The sequence below is a fragment of the Belliella alkalica genome (assembly GCF_022549785.1).
Classification (GTDB): Bacteria; Bacteroidota; Bacteroidia; order Cytophagales; family Cyclobacteriaceae; genus Belliella; species Belliella alkalica.
Genome location: NZ_JAKZGO010000006.1, coordinates 83299 through 104154 on the forward strand (window position 1 = coordinate 83299; position 20856 = coordinate 104154).

At 37.3% G+C, this 20856-nt stretch carries 21 protein-coding genes and 1 riboswitch; of the genes, 9 read left to right on the plus strand and 12 right to left on the minus strand.

From position 1 onward, the window contains the following. Positions 1–79: 79 nt before the first annotated feature. From MM213_RS08945 to MM213_RS08955, 3 genes are read right to left on the minus strand one after another with little or no spacing between them, the layout of a single operon-like run. Positions 80–904, minus strand: coding sequence for a mechanosensitive ion channel family protein (locus MM213_RS08945; protein WP_241411507.1), 825 nt, complete (start codon positions 902–904; stop codon positions 80–82). A 22-nt stretch (positions 905–926) separates the two neighbouring features. Then, positions 927–1109 (minus strand): hypothetical protein, encoded by a 183-nt coding sequence (locus MM213_RS08950; protein ID WP_241411509.1) that lies wholly within the window; start codon positions 1107–1109, stop codon positions 927–929. Beyond that, entirely contained in the window at positions 1099–1677 is a 579-nt protein-coding gene (locus tag MM213_RS08955; RefSeq protein ID WP_241411511.1) for an RNA polymerase sigma factor, read from the minus strand. The genes MM213_RS08950 and MM213_RS08955 overlap by 11 nt, the downstream gene beginning before the upstream one ends. A 209-nt stretch (positions 1678–1886) precedes the next feature. Here MM213_RS08955 and MM213_RS08960 point away from each other — a divergent pair, with 209 nt between their 5' ends. Continuing rightward, entirely contained in the window at positions 1887–2213 is a 327-nt protein-coding gene (locus tag MM213_RS08960; protein ID WP_241411513.1) for a HesB/IscA family protein, read from the plus strand. A 225-nt stretch (positions 2214–2438) separates the two neighbouring features. Here MM213_RS08960 and MM213_RS08965 read toward each other — a convergent pair whose 3' ends face one another. Beyond that, the gene (locus MM213_RS08965) at positions 2439–3710 is read right to left on the minus strand and encodes a hypothetical protein (RefSeq protein ID WP_241411515.1); all 1272 of its coding nucleotides are present in this window, start codon (positions 3708–3710) and stop codon (positions 2439–2441) included. Between the two features lie 269 nt (positions 3711–3979). Here MM213_RS08965 and gcvT point away from each other — a divergent pair, with 269 nt between their 5' ends. The 6 genes from gcvT to MM213_RS08995 all read left to right on the plus strand — a co-directional run bounded on the left by gcvT (position 3980) and on the right by MM213_RS08995 (position 9954). Next, entirely contained in the window at positions 3980–5074 is a 1095-nt protein-coding gene (gene gcvT / locus MM213_RS08970; RefSeq protein WP_241411517.1) for a glycine cleavage system aminomethyltransferase GcvT, read from the plus strand. Between the two features lie 54 nt (positions 5075–5128). Beyond that, positions 5129–5854 (plus strand): 2-phosphosulfolactate phosphatase, encoded by a 726-nt coding sequence (locus tag MM213_RS08975; protein ID WP_241411519.1) that lies wholly within the window; start codon positions 5129–5131, stop codon positions 5852–5854. A gap of 100 nt (positions 5855–5954) precedes the next feature. Next, positions 5955–6881, plus strand: coding sequence for a ribose-phosphate pyrophosphokinase (locus MM213_RS08980; RefSeq protein ID WP_241411521.1), 927 nt, complete (start codon positions 5955–5957; stop codon positions 6879–6881). 43 nt (positions 6882–6924) lie between these two features. Continuing rightward, on the plus strand, positions 6925–7497 hold the full coding sequence (locus MM213_RS08985; protein ID WP_241411523.1) for a 50S ribosomal protein L25/general stress protein Ctc: 573 nt from the start codon (positions 6925–6927) through the stop codon (positions 7495–7497). A 118-nt stretch (positions 7498–7615) separates the two neighbouring features. Next, complete coding sequence (gene pth / locus MM213_RS08990; RefSeq protein ID WP_241411525.1) at positions 7616–8176, plus strand: aminoacyl-tRNA hydrolase; 561 nt, start codon at positions 7616–7618, stop codon at positions 8174–8176. A gap of 295 nt (positions 8177–8471) precedes the next feature. Then, positions 8472–8575: riboswitch (SAM riboswitch) on the plus strand. A gap of 209 nt (positions 8576–8784) precedes the next feature. Continuing rightward, positions 8785–9954: a trans-sulfuration enzyme family protein gene (locus MM213_RS08995; protein WP_241411528.1), complete on the plus strand. Its 1170-nt coding sequence runs from the start codon at positions 8785–8787 to the stop codon at positions 9952–9954. Positions 9955–10132: 178 nt separating this feature from the next. Here the strand turns inward: MM213_RS08995 and MM213_RS09000 are convergent, their stop codons facing one another. Together MM213_RS09000 and MM213_RS09005 are read right to left on the minus strand one after the other, a co-directional pair. Continuing rightward, positions 10133–10708 (minus strand): DUF2911 domain-containing protein, encoded by a 576-nt coding sequence (locus MM213_RS09000; RefSeq protein WP_241411530.1) that lies wholly within the window; start codon positions 10706–10708, stop codon positions 10133–10135. Between the two features lie 62 nt (positions 10709–10770). Next, positions 10771–12432 carry an amidohydrolase gene (locus MM213_RS09005; RefSeq protein ID WP_241411532.1) on the minus strand — a complete coding sequence of 554 codons (1662 nt, stop codon included), beginning with the start codon at positions 12430–12432 and terminating at the stop codon, positions 10771–10773. A gap of 131 nt (positions 12433–12563) precedes the next feature. Here MM213_RS09005 and MM213_RS09010 point away from each other — a divergent pair, with 131 nt between their 5' ends. Continuing rightward, positions 12564–13907, plus strand: coding sequence for a M24 family metallopeptidase (locus MM213_RS09010; protein ID WP_241411533.1), 1344 nt, complete (start codon positions 12564–12566; stop codon positions 13905–13907). Here MM213_RS09010 and MM213_RS09015 read toward each other — a convergent pair. From MM213_RS09015 to MM213_RS09025, 3 genes are all read right to left on the minus strand, one after another. Next, on the minus strand, positions 13819–14673 hold the full coding sequence (locus MM213_RS09015) for a TIGR02757 family protein (protein ID WP_241411534.1): 855 nt from the start codon (positions 14671–14673) through the stop codon (positions 13819–13821). The two genes, MM213_RS09010 and MM213_RS09015, sit on opposite strands and share 89 nt — an antisense overlap. A 1-nt stretch (position 14674) precedes the next feature. Beyond that, on the minus strand, positions 14675–15229 hold the full coding sequence (locus MM213_RS09020; RefSeq protein WP_241411536.1) for a hypothetical protein: 555 nt from the start codon (positions 15227–15229) through the stop codon (positions 14675–14677). 150 nt (positions 15230–15379) lie between these two features. Then, positions 15380–16537: a LysM peptidoglycan-binding domain-containing protein gene (locus tag MM213_RS09025; RefSeq protein WP_241411537.1), complete on the minus strand. Its 1158-nt coding sequence runs from the start codon at positions 16535–16537 to the stop codon at positions 15380–15382. A gap of 410 nt (positions 16538–16947) precedes the next feature. Between MM213_RS09025 and MM213_RS09030 the strand changes: the two genes are divergently transcribed. Beyond that, entirely contained in the window at positions 16948–18306 is a 1359-nt protein-coding gene (locus MM213_RS09030) for an NfeD family protein (RefSeq protein ID WP_241411539.1), read from the plus strand. Positions 18307–18383: 77 nt separating this feature from the next. Here the strand turns inward: MM213_RS09030 and MM213_RS09035 are convergent, their stop codons facing one another. From MM213_RS09035 to MM213_RS09045, 3 genes are all read right to left on the minus strand, one after another. Next, complete coding sequence (locus MM213_RS09035) at positions 18384–18842, minus strand: CBS domain-containing protein (RefSeq protein WP_241411541.1); 459 nt, start codon at positions 18840–18842, stop codon at positions 18384–18386. A 131-nt stretch (positions 18843–18973) separates the two neighbouring features. Further along, positions 18974–19717 carry a copper homeostasis protein CutC gene (locus tag MM213_RS09040; RefSeq protein WP_241411543.1) on the minus strand — a complete coding sequence of 248 codons (744 nt, stop codon included), beginning with the start codon at positions 19715–19717 and terminating at the stop codon, positions 18974–18976. Positions 19718–19722: 5 nt separating this feature from the next. Then, positions 19723–20706, minus strand: coding sequence for an isoaspartyl peptidase/L-asparaginase family protein (locus MM213_RS09045; RefSeq protein WP_241411545.1), 984 nt, complete (start codon positions 20704–20706; stop codon positions 19723–19725). Positions 20707–20856: the final 150 nt, after the last annotated feature.

A 20856-nucleotide genomic window follows, 5' to 3' on the forward strand; every position in this document is an offset into this window, starting at 1 on the left:
TTTTTTTTCATTATTTTTCTACTCAAAGCTGAAAATCAGTGTGATTTATTTTTTCTAACTTGAAAAAACAAGCTAGAAACTACTTTTTTATGGTTGTCTCATTTATGAATTCTTTGATTGGAATTGAAAATATACCTTCTTCATTTTTAATTGAGATCATAAGATTTCCAATTGACTCGACAACTCCTTCTATTCCTTTATAAATAATCCTATCTCCTACTTCCACATTTCTTCTTACATAGTATGTGTAGAGGATTTTTTGTACTACATCAATTGATCCCACCCCAAGTGAGATAACAAAAATCAACACCAATCCAGCCAAAATTATCACTAGATTATTGGTAATGGCCGAAGTGTCAATATTTGCTTGATTAAGTGCTGTTACAGAAAAAATAATCAGTATGACAAAAAAGACAAAACCGCTAATTAAAGAACTTCCTGCAATTGAAAGTGCTTCAAGAAATCCTTTAAGAGCTTTTTTAATAAAATTGGCTATATAAAGACCGATCACAAATAGCGCTATCGCACTAAATAACTTAGGTAAATAAGTCACTAAACTACTTATTTCATTTGATATGATAGTCCATCCTAATATATCGGCAGCTACAGTTAGAAATACTAAGTATAAAATCCACCTTACAAATGCAACGATGACAGACGACAACTTGAATTCAACTCCAACTTCTCCAAACAGCTTTGCATCTTTGATTCTTTCAGACAAATCATCTACCCTACTTGTCTTAAGGATTTTCTTTAGCAAAAAAGAGAGCAACTTAGTGATCAACCAACCCAAAACTAAAATCACAACCGCCCCAAACAAGCTTAATAAGTTTGAACTCAATTGCTCTCCCATTTTCAGAAATGCATTCATCGTCACTTCTGCCCAATTTGTAATAGTCTTCATAATTCTTTTCTTTTATTTTTAATTAATGCTTAGGTTTATTTTTGAAAAGATCATTTATAGACACTGGAAATGCATCTGTAAATAAATCCGATAATTCTAAAAGCAGTTTTGCTTTCGAAACATCAGACATTACTTTTTCCTTTAATCCAACAGGGACTTCCTCCAGCCTCGCGTCAAGATTTTTGAATGGATTTTTAGTATTCATTTTCAATTTCTTTATAAGATCTCAACAGATTCATTTTTGCTCTGCTTAATCGCATCTTTACTGCACTTTGACCAACGCCAAGCACTTCCTGTAGCTCCTTGATCGAAGTGTCATCTTGATATTTCAACAATAAAATCATTTTCTCTTCATAGGTGACCCTCTGAAGTGCCATATCTAACTTTTTCGATTCCAATTCCCAAAGAAGATGATCATTATCATCATCTTCTATTTCTGATAACTCATCTACTTTGGATGATTCACGTAACATCTTGGCATTCTTATCTCTATTTAGATGATTTACGCAATAGTTGTATGTTAAGCTATATAACCAAGTTGAAAATTTTGATTTCCCTTTAAACTGCCTAATGGTGACAAACAACTGTAAAAAAACATCATGGGCCAAATCTTCCGCCATTTCTGGTTGTTTGACAAAACTTAGACATTTGTTATACACCCTCTTTGAAAACCTGTTATAGAGCTCCTCAAAAAATTTAACATTACGATCTTTACCTACCCCGTAGGCCAATTCCTCATCTGTTAAAAGAAGTAAATCTACTTTTTCTTTCATATTAGTAGTTGAGACACAAAACAACTCAAAAAGTCACTAATTATATACACAAAAAATTTCTACATTTCTAAGCTAGCTAAAACTGAATAAAGTTCTAATAAAAAACTGAATTTGTTACTTTATTATTACAAAAGTATATTTGTATATGAATCATTTCAGAATGAAGGTTGTTTTGCAAATGATTTGTGAAATCTGAAAATATAAATGATATGATAGTAGTTTCTGAAAAGGCAAAAGAAAGAATCTTGGAGCTTAGAAAAGAAGAAGGCCGATCTGAAAATGAAAATATAAGAGTTTCTGTAAAAGGTGGTGGATGCTCAGGCTTGATGTATGACCTAGGTTTTGACGCTAGCTTAGTAGAAACTGACCATGTATTCGAAGACAAAGGCATCAAGATTCTGGTAGATCGCAAAAGTTTATTATACCTAGCAGGCACAGTTCTGGAGTTTTCTGATGGTCTAAATGGCAAAGGTTTCCAATTTGTAAACCCAAACGCTTCAAGAACCTGTGGATGTGGAGAAAGTTTCTCAGTATAAGCATTTAACTAAGTTGAGTAAAATAAAAGCCTTTGCGACAAATTCGGAAAGGCTTTTATTTTAAATGGTTCTCCCTAATCTTGCACCTAGGCAAACATTAAATTGCCAGATGAATATTTTGAATGCTGTAGCCTACGCCGCGGCACACTAGTGTTGTCTGTAAACATGTATCCACTACAAATAAGGTCAGTTTTAGCTCTAAGTCAAACATTGCGGAGATACATATTAATTTAAGTCATAAACATAAAGATTATGCTCTTTCTCATGGGGCAGATAACAATATACTTTTTTGTTAGTAAAATCAACAGCGAAGGATTCTACGAATTTGTTGTCTGCAAGGATAAATTTCTTCAGTAGATTGCCATCCCAATCGAACTGCAAAAAATTCAAATCTTGATGATTGTAATGTTTATAGATGGCAGTAGATGAATTGTTATAATTAAGCCCGATAATATAGTCCTCATTTGAATCTATATCGACAATAAAATGCTTCGAATCAAATTCTCCTGATTTTTGATACTCAGTCAAAGCATATTTCAAAGAATCAATACTGTCAAAGTTTACAGATGCTATGTTTCGCTGACTAAAATCCCAAATCTCGAGATTAGGAATCAAAATCGATGCTACAGCTATCTTTTGTTCCTTTTCATTCACTGAGATAGCAGGTCTGTATACAGAATAAAGCCAACTTGATTCAATTTCGATATCTAATGGTGGAGTATAATCAAAACCTATTTCAGACTTATTTTTTCTATCAAATAAAATAAATTTCTCTTTTCCCTCTAATACTCCAACATAGTATTCATCTGAACTAAAATAAAAATTCAAGTAATAATTACTTCTATCTTCGATAGCCTTTTGTTCGTGAAAATCAGCCCTGCCTACAATCAAGCCATGAAGATTTATCTTATTAATCATCCTTCGGTCAAAATCATAAACATGTAAGATTGGAGATTTATCAACCAAGGATCTAGAATAGCTCTTTAATAAATGAGGAGCTGAAAATTCCAAATCTCCATTGCCTATAGCACCATATTCAGCTATGAGCTGAAAGTTATTAGTATTGTATATACTCAAAACTTTTCCACTCCCTTTTTGAACTATTAAAAGAGAATCAACTACCAACAAATTAACATTGCCATTACTAAAAATGCTGATGTCTTTGATACAATCTCCAGTTATGGAAACCTCTTCATTAAATTGTTGAACAGTACACTTATTATCAGTACAATTAAGAAGCCAAAAAGCTAAAGAAACCAATACCCAAAAACTGACTAATTTATTTGGGGAAGACTTTGATTTTTGGCTTTTTTGCAGTTCTAGGATCAACCCAAGAAGCAGTGTCAGTCCGGCAAAGGTTAGCAAAGCAAAAGAAACCCCAATGACATAATAGGTATCATACAATTGAAAATCAATAGTTTCATTTCGAAAAATAAAACTCAAAATCAATAACCAAATTATCAATCCAGAAAAAACAACTCTACTTAATCTTTTCATCTATATAGTTCTGCTTGTGTATACGCCTTATTGCATGTAGCGATTCAATAGAATGTTTGATAAACCATCTGAGGTTCTGTTGGCTATTGACAGTTGTCTGGTGACGAGACACATAAAACCTCTTTAGAGCCAACGACCAACATTGTGGATACTCATCAAGTTCTGTTTTGAGTTTCCAAACTAAACAAAATATGTTGAAGAAAGAAGGATTCTGTTTTTTGTAATCCATGTTTATGGATTACCTTTGCCTCCTCAAGAAATAAACCCTTATGGAAGATAATATCAAAAAAATCCAACTTAATGACCTCCACGTAGCTCTTGGAGGAAAAATGGTCCCTTTTGCAGGTTATAATATGCCCGTACGTTATTCTTCGGATATCGAAGAGCATAAGACAGTCCGTGAAGGGGTAGGTGTTTTTGATGTTTCCCACATGGGTGAGTTTATGGTCACAGGACCAAAAGCGCTAGATTTGATCCAAAAAGTCACTTCAAATGATGCCAGTAAATTGGTAATCGGACAAGCTCAATATTCTTGTTTCCCAAATGAAAAGGGAGGTATTGTGGACGATTTGATTGTTTACAAATTTGAAGAAGAAAAATACATGCTGGTAGTAAATGCTTCAAACATCGAAAAGGACTGGGCATGGATCAATCAGCATAACACCATGGGAGCTGAATTGAAAAATATTTCCGATACCCTTTCACTTTTTGCTATACAAGGCCCAAAAGCTATAGAAGCTGTTCAATCTTTAACCCCAGTCAATCTTTCGGAAGTAAAATTCTACCACTTTACAGTTGGTGAGTTTGCAGGTGTGCAAGATGTAATCATCTCAGGAACTGGCTATACTGGTGCAGGAGGATTTGAGATATATGTCAAAAATGAGGATGCAGAAAAGGTTTGGAAGGCAGTGTTTGAAGCAGGAAAGGATCTGAATATCAAACCAATTGGACTTGGTGCCAGAGATACTTTGAGACTAGAGATGGGCTATTGTCTTTATGGAAATGATATCAATGATGAAACCTCTCCACTCGAAGCAGGTCTTGGCTGGATTACAAAGTTCACCAAAGATTTCATCAACAGCGAAAATCTCAAAAAACAGAAAGAAGCTGGAGTGGACAAAAAACTTGTCGGATTTACTTTGCAAGAAAGAGGAATTCCTAGAGGCCATTATCCTATCGTAAATACATCAGGGGAAGTAATTGGAGAGGTGACTTCTGGAACCCAGTCCCCATCAATGGGCATTGGTATTGGCATGGGATATGTAAAAACTGAATACGCTACCCCTGGAACAGAAATCGCCATAACGGTGAGAAATAAAAATTTGGCTGCAAAAGTCGAAAAACTTCCACTACTCAAAAAATAATATCTGACCCGCAAGAGCTAACTTTGGCTTTTGCGGGTTTTTTCATTTATAGAAATGACAAAAAAAATTGAAGTTTGCTTTACTCCGGAATTGATACATCTCCATCAACTTGATGGGAAAATAATAGTGGTAGTGGATATTTTCCGTGCTACGACTACTATGATGGCTGCTTTGGCGAATGGTGTAGAAAGCATTACTCCCGTAGAGAATTTAGAGATTTGTAGAGAAATGTCCAAATCTGGATACATTATCGCTGGAGAAAGAAATGGAGTAATAGCAGAAGGTTTTGAATTGGGAAATTCTCCTCTTTCCTATCTCAACAATGCATATTCGGAAAAAAAGATAGCCATGACCACCACAAATGGGACAGTAGCAATCGAAAAATCCAAGAAAAATTCGGCGGAAGTACTAATAGGTGCTTTTGTCAACCTAAGGGCTACAGCTGATTACTTGAAATCAAAAGAAAACGATGTCCTGATACATTGTGCGGGCTGGAAAGGCAAATTCAATCTTGAAGATTCTTTGTACGCAGGAGCATTGGTAAGTTTACTATCTGAAAAATTCGAGTTTGATTGTGATGGTGCCATTGCGATGAAAGCACTTTATGAAGCAAATCAATCAAACCTAAAAGGATTCCTTTCCCAAGCCTCCCATGCAAAGCGTCTTCAAAACCACAATATCGAAGATGATATAGATTTTTGCCTTACCCTCGACAAGTATGATATAATTGGAAAAATTAAAAACCAAGTACTTGTTTATCAAAAAGTTGAATCAAATTAATAAATACATAGAAAGACACTTCTTTCCTAAAGCTTACAAAAATCATTACCTTTACAGGTATCATAATCATTTAGATCCATTCCAAAAACCTTCTTAAAACATGTCTGAGGTCAAACTCTTCTCCGGAACCAACAGCAAACAATTAGCAGAAAAAATCGCAAAGCACTATGGCAAAAAACTTGGTGACTTGACGATGTCCAAATTTAGCGATGGTGAAATGTCACCTAGCTTCAATGAATCTGTGAGAGGTTGCACGGTATTTTTGATTCAATCTACAAATCCAAGTGCAGATAATCTATTAGAACTTTGCTTGATGATCGATGCCGCCAAAAGGGCTAGTGCATACAAAGTCTGTGCAGTGATTCCTTATTACGGATACGCTAGGCAAGATCGTAAAGATCGTCCGAGAGTGTCGATAGCTGCCAAGCTTGTAGCCAACATATTGACATCTGCTGGTGCAGACAGAATTATGACATGCGATCTACATGCAGGACAAATTCAGGGATTTTTTGATTTACCTTTGGATCATTTAAATGGTTCAGCTATCTTTGTGCCCTATTTGGAAAGGCTTGATACAAAAAACCTTATTTTTGCAGCTCCTGATGTAGGAGGTGTAGCAAGAGCCAGGTCTTATGCGAAGCATTTTGAAGTAGAAATGGTGGTCTGTGATAAGCACAGAAAGAGAGCCAATGAAGTAGCCTCAATGCAGGTAATTGGTGATGTTGAAGGAAAAGACGTCGTATTGGTCGATGATTTAGTGGATACCGCAGGCACGCTTTGCAAAGCAGCTCAAATCATCATGGACAAAGGAGCTTTGTCTGTAAGGGCAATCGCTACTCATGGTGTATTATCTGGAAAAGCTTACGAAAACATCGAAAACTCTGTGCTTCAAGAACTAGTAATCACTGATACAATACCGGTGAAACAATCTTCTGAAAAAATAAGGGTGATTACCGTTTCGGATTTGTTTGCCAAGGCAATTCATGCAGTGACTGGAAACACCTCTATATCAGCATTATTTATCTAAGAATTATTACTTAATTATTTATAAACAATCAATTTTAAAATTTATGAAATCTTTAGAGATTATAGGGTTTAAAAGAGCAAATCTCGAAAAAGGAGAGTTGAACCAAATCCGTGAGGAAGGTAATGTACCATGCGTAGTCTACGGTCCAGGTATCAAGGAACAAATTCACTTCTATTCGCCTGCCATCCTTTTCAGAGACTTGATCTACACTCCAGACGTTCACATGGTAGATTTGAACATCGAAGGAACAATCGTAAAAGCAATTCTTAGAGATGCACAATTCCACCCAGTAAGTGAAGTTTTACTTCATGCTGATTTCTTGGCATACACAGAAAACAAAGAAATCAAAATGGATATCCCTGTTGAGATCAAAGGAACTTCTCCTGGTATCATCAAAGGTGGTAAATTGGAAATGAAAGCTAGAACTTTGAAAGTAAAAGGCTTCGCTTCTAACCTACCTGACAGAATCCCTGTTGATATTTCTCACCTTGATTTGGGTAAGTCTGTAAAAGTAAGTGAACTTTCTGTAGAAGGTTTTGAAATCTTAACAAGCCCTAACGTGTCTATCGCTACCATCGGTATCCCTAGAGCACTTAGAGGTAAAAAAGCTGAATAAGATCAACTTATTACAATATTTGAAAATCCTGCTTGTTCACGAGCAGGATTTTTTATTTTTGTCTCAATATTTTCAAACCAAACTGTCAGGTTTAGTATTAGAATTAAGTTTATTATAGATGAAATATTTGATCATTGGATTGGGCAACATAGGCCCTGAATATGAATTGACCCGTCATAACGTAGGATTTCTAACATTGGATAGGTTGGCTGATAAGCAAGGAGCTACATGGAAAAGTGGTCGCCTCGCTTTTACAACAGAGTTCAAATACAAAGGGCGCCAATTCAACTTAATCAAACCAACCACCTACATGAATCTCAGCGGAAAAGCTGTGAACTATTGGATGAAAGAATTAGGTATCCCAAAAGAAAATATCCTAGTCATTGTAGATGATGTTGCATTACCCTTCGGAAAATTAAGAATGCGTGGAAAAGGCTCTGCAGCAGGACATAATGGGTTAAAAAATATTGAGGAATTGACAGGTGGACAAGATTACCCAAGATTGAAATTTGGAATTGGTGATGATTTTCCAAAAGGAAGACAAGTAGATTATGTATTGGGAAGATGGACTCCAAAAGAAATCGAGGAACTTCCAATTTTTATGGATAAAGCAGTAGATATGATTATCTCTTTTGCAACGATAGGAATCAACATGACAATGACTCAGTTTAATGATTAAAGGAGTTTTAGATTTTAGATCTTAGGTTTTAGATTTTAGATTTAAAAATGTTTCATCTTCGAAATCAGGGACAGTTCCGCAAATCATAAATCTACCATCTGAAATTTAAAATCAACCCACTATTTATCTGTGGCAGAATAAAATTCGTGTACCTACCTCACTTAAGGGAGGATCTGCAAGAACCAACCCAATCCTAAATCTACTTTCTAAAATAAAAAATTAAGTGAAAATCAGCTATTGCTTTTTTTTGATTTTCGGGAATTTGAACTTTACTTTGCAATTACTTCAGTTTATTGATTTATAAAGAAGAGGTGAGAGAACAGGCTCGATGACCCTCTGGCAACCATCATACCCAATATGAAAGGTGCCAAAACCTGCCCAAAATGGGAACTATAAATTAGATGTTATGTATATTTCTAATCAGTCTTTGTATTCTTTAAGGTTCACTTACATTTTTAAAAATGTAAATATAGATCTACTATGTCTCCCTATTTTCAATCAGTATTTCCACTGTATTGCTTTCATATTTCTAAGTTATTTTAGAAGTATCTATCTTCAAGTTTCTTACCCTATTCATTCATAACTAATTCACAGTTAACTAATATACCATGTCTCACTTCGAAACAGATGCCATCAGAATAGGTTCTTCAAAGTCTAACCAAAGAGAACACTCGGCTCCTTTATATCTTACATCAAGTTTTACATTTGACACTGCTGAAGAAGCAAGGGCTATGTTTGCTGAGGAAATCCAAGGAAATATCTATTCCCGCTATGCAAACCCAAACTCTTCTGAGCTACTAGACAAAGTCTGTGCAGCCGAAGGAACTGAAGACGGTATAGCCACAGCTTCTGGAATGGCGGCGATGTTTGGCAGCATTGCTTCGCTCCTGCAGCAATGCGATCACATTTTGGCTTCAAGGTCTTTGTTTGGTTCTACTCATCAACTTCTGACTAGAGTTTTTCCAAAATGGGGAATTACTTCAACTTACGGCGACATCTCTGACATTGAAAACTGGGAAAAACTGATTCAGCCAAACACTAAAATGCTCTTTATTGAAACTCCTTCAAATCCAGGGTTAGAGATTATAGATTTGGAATGGGTAGGTAAATTTGCAGCAGCCCATAATTTAATTTTGGTTGTCGATAATTGCTTTGCAACACCTTACTTACAACAACCTGCCAAATGGGGAGCACATATCGTGACGCATTCTGCCACAAAATACATTGATGGACAGGGAAGAGTTTTGGGTGGATTGATATTAGGAAAAAGTGAATTGATCAAAGAAGTACAATTCTTCACAAGACATACAGGCCCTTCAATTTCCCCGTTCAACGCATGGATTTTGGCGAAAAGCATGGAAACATTAGCAGTAAGAATGGATAGGCATTGTGAAAATGCACTGACAGTAGCGAGATATTTTCAAGAAAGTAGGGATTTGGAATTTGTAAAATATCCCTTTCTTGCTTCTCATCCACAATATAATTTGGCAAAAAAACAAATGAAACATGGTGGTGGAATCATCACTTTGAACCTAAAAGGTGGAATCGAAAGGGCACAAAGGTTTATTGATCAACTTCAAATGATATCTGTGACAGCCAATCTTGGGGACAGTAGAAGTATTATCACCCATCCTGCTTCTACTACTCATAGCAAGCTAAGTGAAGAAGAAAGAGCTCAAGTCGGGATTTCAGACGGTCTTATCCGATTATCTGTAGGTTTGGAACATCAAGAAGACATCATCAAAGATGTCGAGAACGCTTTAGAAAAATCTAGGTAACATACGAAAAGTAAAAGACCTGACAGGTTTTCAAAACCTGCCAGGTCTAAAAAAAGGGAAGACCTCTTGAAGATCTTCCTTTTTTATTTATTTTTGATAAGACTACTTTTTACAAGTAAATTATCAGAATTCCATACTAGCTAACCAAGTCACTCAATTAACCAATAACTATTTCACTTTATCCAACCACAATCGGTAGAACTAATTTCTCCCATTTCACAACTATGCCTGGAGATTCTACAGCAATTGTCATTTGCTCTTGACTTTCTTCTGCCCAAGTAGGGGTAGATTCAACTCTCAACACATCGTTTTCTTCTTTATATTGAAAATGTCCATGTTCCAAATCCCACTCAGAATTGAAAATAACTGTCCATTTTCCAGATTCTTTGGGAATTGTGAATAGAGAATATCTTCCAGCAGGAAGTACAGACCCTTCAACAGTAACATCTGAATCAAACTCAACAAAAGTCGCCTCATTTGCGCCAGTTCTCCATACTTCATTGTAAGGTTCCAAATCACCCCAAATGACTCTTCCTTTTACTGAAGGAGCTCCATATTGGACTTTAACTTTCACATTGTCACCAACTGTACCTTCGGTAGTCCTCAATGGACTAGCACGCTCTTGTACCGGGGCAAGCTCTTCCATTTCAGTATTTGTTTCTTCCTCTTCTGATTTATTCTCTCCACCGCAACCATAAAAGGTCATTGATCCAGCCATCAAAATGGCAATCATCCAAGCATTTGATTTTTTCATGTGTTCATATTTTTTTCAAGTCCGAATTTAAAGAAAAATTATTGAAGTAAATGCTAGCGCACTTATTTCCCTTGCACAAAGATCCGTTCAACTTGAATTTCTTTAATTTTTGACGGCTCGACTTTCAATGGATTGTCTGATAGAATCACAAAATCTGCAAATTTCCCGACTTCAAGAGATCCAGTCATTTCTTCCATAAACGCAGACTTAGCTCCGTCTAGGGTCATGGCTCTCAGTGCTTCTTCAGCCGTCAAAGCCTGCGTTGAATACCAGCCCGTAGGCGGGTTACCTTCCAAGTCCATTCTGGTCACACCAAAGTATAAGGTCTGCATAGGTTCCCATGGTTCACCAGGCATATCTGAGTTAAGAATGAAAGGAACCTTATGGTCAAGCATATTTCTCCAAGCATAGGCATGTTTGATTCTTGTAGGCCCCAGCCTATCTTCTGCCCAGTTGCGATCGCCTACTGCATGACTACTCTGCATACTCACCCATATTCCAAGATCCGACGCTCGTGAATAAAAATTTTCATAGACCACTTGAGCATGTTCCAACCTCCAGCGATGATCAAAAGGCTTCCTCTGAATAGCTTCTTCATATACATCTAGTATCCTATCATTACCTAAGTCTCCGATTGCGTGTATGGCCAGCTGAAACTCCTTTTCTGTTGCCCGAAATGCCAAATTTTTGATCTTAGAAATGCTAATCCTCTCGGTCATTCTCGCCGCCTTGGGATTGTCTGCATATGGTGCAAAGAGCAACGCCGTCCTTGAGCCCAAGGAACCATCATAAAATACTTTGATTCCTTTGACAAAAAATTTTCGCTCTAAATCCATTTCTGGGCCTTTTTCAAACCATTCTTCCATCATTTCATCATCGTTTCCATTGAGCATGCCGTAAACCCTGATTGGAAGCAAATTTGCATCGTCTAATTCTTGGTAAGCCTGAAGTGAAGTCTTCGTCACACCAGCTTCATGGACGGCAGCTATACCTTTGGATTTTAATTTTTCCAAACCTGAAAGAATCGCACGCTTTGCATCATCCACGGTTTCTTCTGGCACAAAGCGGTTGACTAATTGCTGAGCTGAAGTTTCCAAAACACCAGTAGGTTCTCCATTTTCTCTCCTGATGATTGCCCCTACTTCGGGCTCAGGTGTGCTGCTGTCAATCCCCGCGATTTCTAACGCCTTACCATTATAGAAGCCAGCAAACCCATGCAATGCCTGTAACTTGACTGGATTATCAGGAAAAGCCAAATCTAAAGCAGCTCGATCTGGATAGCCAATGCTTGCCCATTCACCCTCATCCCATCCAAATCCCAATAGCCATTCTCCTTTTGCCGGATTAGGAAAAAACACTCTCAAGCGCTCCACCATTTCATCTACAGTAGTGGTTCCTTCAAGGTTAGCTTTAAGTGTTTGCTGACCAAATTCATGTGCATGCACATGTGAATCAACTATACCCGGGATGACTGTCTTTCCCTCGAGGTCAACTTGAGAAGCCTTGGGGAATTGCGACTTTAGCAATTCGTAAGATCCAATTCCTACAATGACTCCAGACTGAACAGCCATTGCCCCTACCACTCCCCCTTCTTCTGCCATCGTAATCACCTCAGCGTTGAAATACAAAGTGACTTTTTCTTCTGTCTGGCAGGAAAACAAAAGACAGCTTACCGTTACTGTAATTAGGGTTTTTATTTTTGATTTTATAATGCTTATTTTCATCTGAATTTAATTTGTCATTCAATTGCCAGACAGAATCTTCCATAAATATAATGACCCCTCAGATAAAGGGCTTTATAGCAATGCTCGATTTTTAGGAATTTGAATCAGTAAAAGAATAACCCCTAAGATAAATGAAACATTTATTCCATGTATTGAAATCCTTGCCGTATGCATTGATTATTATTTTAATGGCAAATGCCTGTCAGCCATCTACACCAGAAACTGAAACTTTTGAAAATCCATTTTCTGGATCTAGTCCTTGGCCAGAAATCAGAAAAGAAAGGCTTCAAAAACTCCTTCCACAAGCAATGGAAGCTGCAAATGTAGATGCTTGGGTAATTATTTGTAGAGAAAACAACAATGATCCAATTGCCCATCATGTTGGTGGGGAAAATGCAGGTGGCACTGCAGTATTCCTTTTTCATAAAGTCGAAGAAAAGTTCAAATCAACGGTGTTTTCACCAATCGGAGAAGCGACTGCTTTGGCTGATTTAAAGATCCATGACGAAGTTATCCCTGTCGAAAGAGGATCTTCTGCAATTTCCCATGCAGCAGAATTTATCAAAACACAAAATTTCAACGCTATCGCTGTCAATAGTTCAACAGAAAATGAATTGGCTGACGGATTAAGTTTTACTCAAAGAAAAACCTTGGAAGAAGCGCTTGGAGACCATGCTAAAAAACTTGTTTCATCTGATGATTTGGTTTATGAATTTTTGGCTATCAAACTCCCCGCTGAAATCGAGATCATGACAAAAGCTGCTCAGGCAACTTCTGATTGGCAATATGAAGCATATTCTCAAATCATTCCTGGCAAAAGTACCGATGCCGATATCGCTAAATTCCTAAAAAAGAAAATGGAGCAATATGGAGTGACTGACGCATGGTCTCCCGACCAAAATCCAAATGTAAATTCAGGAGAAGATAGAGGCCATTCCCATGCTACAGAAAAAATAATCATGCCAGGTGATGTGATTCAAATTGATTTCGGTATTAGAGTTTTTGACATGTGGGTTTCTGACATCCAAAGATTTGCCTATGTGTTGAGAGATGGGGAAGAGGTTGCTCCCGACTCTGTACAGTTCTACTTTGAATCTTCTATTGGCGGGAATAGAATTGCACTGGAAGCAATGAAGCCTGGTATTCTAGGATATCAAGTAGACAAAGCCCAAAGAGACTGGATGGCAGAGAGAGGTTCTGAATATGTAATGTGGAGCACTGGACATCCAGTTGGATATGTTGCACATGATATTGGACCAAATTTGGGAGGAGGAATGCTGGCAGACCCAAGTACAAGACCTGCTTCAATGAAGCCATTGAAGGAAGGGATGCTTTTTGCGTTCGATGGATTTCATGCTTGGAAGTTACCAAACGGAGGCACTAAAACTATGTCAGTAGAAGAAACAGCTGTAGTAACTGCAAATGGAGCAAGATACTTGATAGAACCTCAGAAAGAGTTGATTTTAATAAAGTAAATCGAAATTTCTCTTCCACTCCCAATCCAAAAAGTGCAAAGTCATACTTGACTGGGTCGGCTGGATCAAATTCACGAAGCTTTTGTGTGAGTTCTGTGGCTGTGATCCAGTCGGTTTGTTTTCTAGTGATCAGCCCAAGCTTTCTGCCTACTCGATCTACGTGGATATCACATGGGCAAATCAATTGACTTGGCTGAATAGTTTTCCATATACCAAAATCTACTCCTTGGCTATCCTGTCTTACCATCCAGCGAAGAAACATGTTGATTCTTTTACAAGCTGCTTTTCGCTTTGGAGTAGCAATGTGCTTTCTTGTTCTTTGAGGCGCTTCAGGAAGTTGGAAAAAAAAGTCATGAAAATTGGTCAATAACAATCCCATTACATTGACATCTTCACTGTAGCCTTGGAGAAATGCTGTTTCCAAACTATCGTGATTTTTATAATACCAAGAAAAAAACTCGATGAAATACAATGTATCTATATCATTGAAAGTTCTATGCTTGAAATTCAAAAATGGTTTTAGATCGCTATCCGAGTGATTACACATAAAATCATATGGCGAATTATCCATCAACTCAAACAACTCTAAACATTTATTGATGATAGTCTTTCGCTGTCCCCACGCCAGAATCGATGCTATAAAAGCTGTTATCTCAATATCCTGCTTTTTGGTAAATCTGTGAGGAATGGAAATTGGATCCAGTGCGATAAAGCCAGGTTGATTATACTCGTCTACTTTGGAATCCAAAAAATCTTTCAAATCCATCTTAAATCGCAACTTTCACTTCTCCACCTTGAATTCCATCAAACCACTTGAATGAAAGACTTTCTTCTTCAATTTCAGACAGATGCCAATCAAAACATTTAATATTGGTTAGTGATTTTAATCGATCTTCATCAGGGTAATACATACAAATATCAAAATCCGGTAAGTCTTTTGAGTCTGTAGCGTTCCATTTTTCCAATAGAATTCCATCTTCCATAAACCTGACCTTCGACCCAAAATAGTAATCCTGCAATACTGAAGGTATTCCGTCTTTTCTTCTCATTTGAAAGCAAGTTGGCCCGAACATAATCTGTTTATAAATTTTGGCTTCTAGCAAATCATTGGTGTTTGGCAGAGATTCCCATTCTGATTGGTGTATGGTGACAGATTCTTGGTCAGGTCTGAGCTTGGTCAACAACTTCGAAAATGCAGAAAACAAATACGTAACCCCAATAAAAAGAACCCCAAATGTAGCCAACACAGGATAACTTATGATAAAGAGAGCATTCCAAACGTATCTGAATGCATGGTGGAATATGATTTGGATTTTATTCATGGATGAAGCCTAAGCTCTTACAAAAGTACAAGCTTCCTTTGGAATTACCAAAGTCAGTTTTTTGATCAAAATATTTCTAATCAAAAAAGCCGATTTGGAAAAAACTCCAAATCGGCCTTGAATTATTATTTTAATGATTTACTTAAATTATCAGTAGGAAACTTCCACTGGGAATCTAGAGTTCACTGCTCTTAATTGGTCAAATGCAGCTTTTGACAGCTTCACGACGAGCCTACTATTGTCTCCAGTATTAGGCAATTTACCTACTACCCTTGCAAAAATTGTAATATCATTCTCTTCATTTCTGACACGCATGATAGTTCCAACTGGTGCTTCTTTATGTAATACAAGATATTTTTTGTGATTTCCTGTTCCTTCAATCACTTCTGCTAAACCTGTTTCTTTGATATTCTTGTAAGGAGTCTCTTCAGCTCTCCCTCCAGAAAGAGTAGCTTCTGACCTTTCGTTATTGACAATCACAGGGACTGTAGAACTGATTACTGGAACTGTTGAAGGACCTGCCGCTCCTCTCCCTACTTTCAATTTTTGGCCAAGCGATAGATTATTTGACGTCAATCCGTTCCAATTGATCAAATCCTCTACTTTTGAATCGTATTTTTTAGCCACTGAAAACAACGTTTCTCCCTGAGCTACTGTATGTGTAATCCAATCACCAGGATATACGGCTCCTGTTGCATTGCTGCTTTTTGTTTCTTCAACTTCTCTAGTCGCAACTTCTTTGGCTTTTGGAACCTCTACTTTTGCTTCTTCTACTTTCTTTTGAGCTTCATCCTTTTTGGCAGAGGCTTTGGCCTTACCTGAATCTGCTACTTTTTCTAGCTCCTTATTAGCTTCTACAACTGGCTTTGGAGCTTCAGGTTTGCCTACACCTTGCAAAACCAACGCCTGACCTAGACTCAAATCATTTCCTTTCAAATTATTCCATGACATAATATCTCCAACAGATACATTGTACTTTTTGGAAATTGAGAAGAGTGTTTCTCCTTGGGCTACGTTATGCAAAATTGACCCTTGTGGCAAAGCTGCTGGCGCGATATATGGAATCCGAATTCTCTGCCCCATTTTCAAACCAGCTTTCAGCTCATCATTATTCTGAATAATCTCGTTTACTGAGGTGGCGTATCTTCTTGAAATACCAAACATTGTCTCTTTTTCTTCAACCTGATGAATAATAAAAGTCTTATCTCCAACCTTTTCTATTCCAACAGAATCCAATCTTATCAACTCAGAACCATTAGCGTGTAAGCTCAAAGCGATTAAAAATGCAACTAGTGTAATTCTTTTCATAAGTTATCGTGATAGCTATTTTGACACAAATTTCTGATTAATTTTTTCAAAAACAAGTTTTGAAATACGCACCTTCACAAATCGTTCCATAGAACACCACAATGCCGTTTCAATTGTTAAATATTTTTAAATTAAGTTTTTTGTTCTTTTGGTAAACATCCCACTTATCAAAAATGTATTAACATTGAGCTATCTAAATCAATGTTAATATTTATTCAAGCATTTAGATTAAAAATCTTACGTTTGAAATTACCTTCACTGAAAAGACTGTTTTTGGAAAAGTAAATGATGGAGTTTATTTACTAAAAACGATTGTACGCATTAATTTAAGTGATTATTTTACTAAGTTATGGTATTTCAGATATTCATAGAATATTAATTGGTATATTCAAAAATCAAAAATTGATTGTATGAAAACTATATTCCCTATCATCATTTTATTATCTCTTCTTTTACCTAATATCGGTTTTTCTAGCCAAGACAGTACGAGACAAGAAAGCACCAAAAAGGTATATACTTTTGAGATTACTAGTGATATAGACCCACGAATGAATAGAAAAGTGAGACTTGCACTAGAAGATGCTAAATCAAAAGAAGCCGATTTGATCATAATTGAAATGGACACTTATGGTGGTGCAGTCAATGATGCTGATGATATCAGGACAATGGTTTTGGAGACAAAAGTTCCTATACATGTTTGGATCAACAAAGATGCGGCATCAGCGGGAGCACTGATTTCTATAGCTTGCGACAGCATCTACATGGCTCCTGGGGCAAGTATCGGTGCAGCGACAGTCGTAATGGGCGGAGGTGGAGAAGCTGCACCTGATAAGTACCAATCCTATATGCGCTCCATGATGAGAAGTACAGCCGAAGCAAAAGGTCGTGACCCAAAAATTGCAGAGGCAATGGTCGATCAGAACCTGGAGGTGGAAGGTGTAAGTGAAAAAGGTTCTGTGGTCACATTTTCAGTATCTGAAGCTATCGCAAATGGCTTTAGCGAAGGGCAAGTAAACAGTATAGAGGAAATCATCGAAAAACAAGGGATCGAGTCTTATGAAATAGTAGAATATACGAATTCCAATGTAGAAAATGTCATCTCGATATTCCTGAATCCCGCAGTGAGTGGCTTCTTGATATTGATTATTTTTGCTGGAATTTATTTTGAAATCCAAACACCAGGGGTAGGATTTCCATTGGCAGCATCGTTGATTGCTATCGTTCTATATTTTATTCCGTATTACCTTACAGGGCTGGCTCAAAACTGGGAAATTGCTGTTTTCATTGTTGGTGTTATTTTATTGTTGGTAGAGCTTTTTGTCATACCCGGATTTGGAGTGTTTGGCATATTGGGGATTGTTGGGATTCTGACTGGTTTGACGCTTGGAATGATACCAAACGATGCATTTGACTTTACATTTGTGCCATCTGGAGATCTCTTTGTTGCTATACTCACGGTCATATTGGCAGCGATTGTAGCCATGGCACTAATCTTCTTCTTTGCTCCAAAAGTCAATCAATGGAAAGCTTTTAGTACAATTTCACTTGCCAATACACAACAAAGATCAGAGGGCTACACCTCATCATCTTATCAGGATAGTCTTCTTGGTAAAGAAGGAATTGCACATACCAGGTTGATGCCTAGCGGAAAAATCCTCGTAGAAGACGAAGTTTATGATGCCTACTCTAGAGGTGAATTTATAGACAAAGGGGAAAAAGTCATTGTCATCAGCACAGAAGGAACTTCATTGAAAGTGAAAAAAGGATAAAAGTGAAGATTGCACTTTTATCCTTTTGGAGAAATTCGAAATTTCCAATTTGTATGCGAGCCTGGTGAAATTGATTCTTACCAAGTAGTGTCTTTTAATTTGGGGAATGCCCGAATAATGTCAGAAAGACTTAACTGTCCTACTAACTTCCCATCTTTCATTACAGGAAACCTTCTTATTTTCTTATCCAAAAACTGCTGGGCGGCATCAAACAAACTCAAGTCAGGTTTCATGGTAATGACATTTGTAGTCATGTGTTCTGAAACTTTCCCAGGAAAAGAGGGAGTATTGGAATATTTCCCTTTGATTATTTCCTTAAGACAATCTACTTCTGATATAATCCCTACCAAATTCCCCTCTTGATCAATGACAGGAGCGCCTGATATTTTCCTTTTTGTCAACAAATCCAACACATGATCTATTGAATCGTCTGGCTGAAAAGTTACTAAATTGGTGGACATGTGATCCTGAACCAGAATAGGAGCGGCTGTTTTCTTTGGCTCCACTACTCGTACTCCTTGAAAACTCTTTACCATGGCTAATTACGGGTTTAAGTGAAATTCAAAATAAGAAAAAAAATCAGTCTTTCAAAATTAAAAATTACAACAACCCTATTTCACCCCAAAACAAACCTAGAAAATTGATTTTAATAAAATTTTATTACAATTTAACTCTTTAACTCACTATTAAATTCTCCCACAATTTCTTTACTTATACTCAACACACTTTTGAATGCATTTGGGTCCTTGGATAACTGAACTTGTTCTGAAATAAATTTTGATTCTGTAGGTCGAAAGACTTTGCAACTCCCATGAACTTCTTTAAGGAACTCTGATTTCTTTAAGGACTCGATATGTCTTGGCTCTAAACCTCCACCTGGCATAATTATTATTCTGTCTTGGGCTAACTGCAGAAGTTCTTTCACTACCGAAAGTCCTTCTGAAAGAGTATTTCTAGTCCCCGAGGTTAAGAGCCTATCGAAACCACAATCAATAATTGTCTCCAGTGATTTTTTCGGATCTTTACTGATGTCAAATGCTCTGTGAAATGTACATGGCTTCCCATTGGCCTCTTTCATTAATTCTTTGCACCTATTTTTATCTACTTCCCCATCTGCAGTCAATACTCCAAATACAAAACCATCAGCACCATATGATCCTAGAATTTGAATGTCTTTTTTCATTACTTCAATTTCATCAGATGTATAAACAAAGTCACCTCCTCTAGGTCTAATCATTACAAAAATCGGAATATCTATTCTCCCTTTCAGATAAGCCAAAGCTCCGACACTCGGCGTCTCTCCTCCTTCACCAAAATCAGAACAAAGCTCAATTCTATCAACTCCAAACTCCGCTGCTTTCAATGCAGCTTCTATGGTAAAAACAGGTGCTTCTAACAGTATGTTATCCATTTGGTTTACAGTTTAAATTTTGAATCAATAAGATCTTTTCCATCGGCATGATGCCTTGCATAGTTAAATCCTTGTCGGACTGAATATGCACCATAGGCCCCTTCCTTGTTGATGGCCAAAAACCCAGCCTGAATGTCGTCTATATTTTTATTTTTGGAAATCAGTCTTCTCACCGCTTCTTCACAAGCTTCCTGCGGCGTTCTTCCCTGTCTCATCAGCTCTACTATCAAAAAGCTCCCACAAATCCTTATAATTGATTCCCCTAAGCCCGTAGCGGTAGCTGCTCCTACTTCATCATCAACAAACAAACCCGCTCCTATAATTGGACTATCTCCAACTCTGCCATGCATTTTGTAAGCCAAACCTGATGTAGTACAAGATCCAGCCAATTTCCCATCAGCACCTAAAGCTATCATTCCTATAGTGTCGTGATTTTCTATGTTGATGATCGGCTTGTATTCTGAGGTTTTTTTCCATTCTTGAAAAAGCTCCTCGGATTTTGGACTTAATTTCTCCTCTTCCAAAGGAAAACCTTGTTCTATTGCAAACCGTCTGGCACCCTCTCCGACCAGCATCACATGTGGTGTCTCCTCCATGACTTTTCTGGCAAGTGAAATAGGATGCTTGATTTGTCTTACAAAACCTACACTACCGCATGAACCATCCCCTTTCATAATGGAGGCATCCAATGTCGCAATCCCTTCCCTATCTGGCAAGCCCTGTAGCCCAACGGACAAATTTTCCAAATCCAATTCAGTTACTTTCACACCTTGCTCCACTGCTCCCACTAAATCCCCTGTTTCACTCAATACTTCCCAAGCTTTGTCATTTGCTGCCATTCCATGCTCCCAAGTTGACAATATGAGCGGCTTGAATTTTTCTCCATTATCTTTGCCTCCCGAATTTACACATGCAGTTCCGATCATCCCGGGTAAGAGCAAAGGTGTTGAAAGAATTGATTTTTTGAGGAAAGATCTTCTCGAGGACATATTTTAAGCTTTTGTAATTGATCTGGAAATAGAAAAAAGAATGAAGGCTCAATTTCTTAATTTTTTTGACAAAGTCAGAATACTAAATCTATTATTTTTTAGAAATAAAAAAAGAGCTTCCCTTTTTGAGAAGCTCTTCTATTCAAAAGC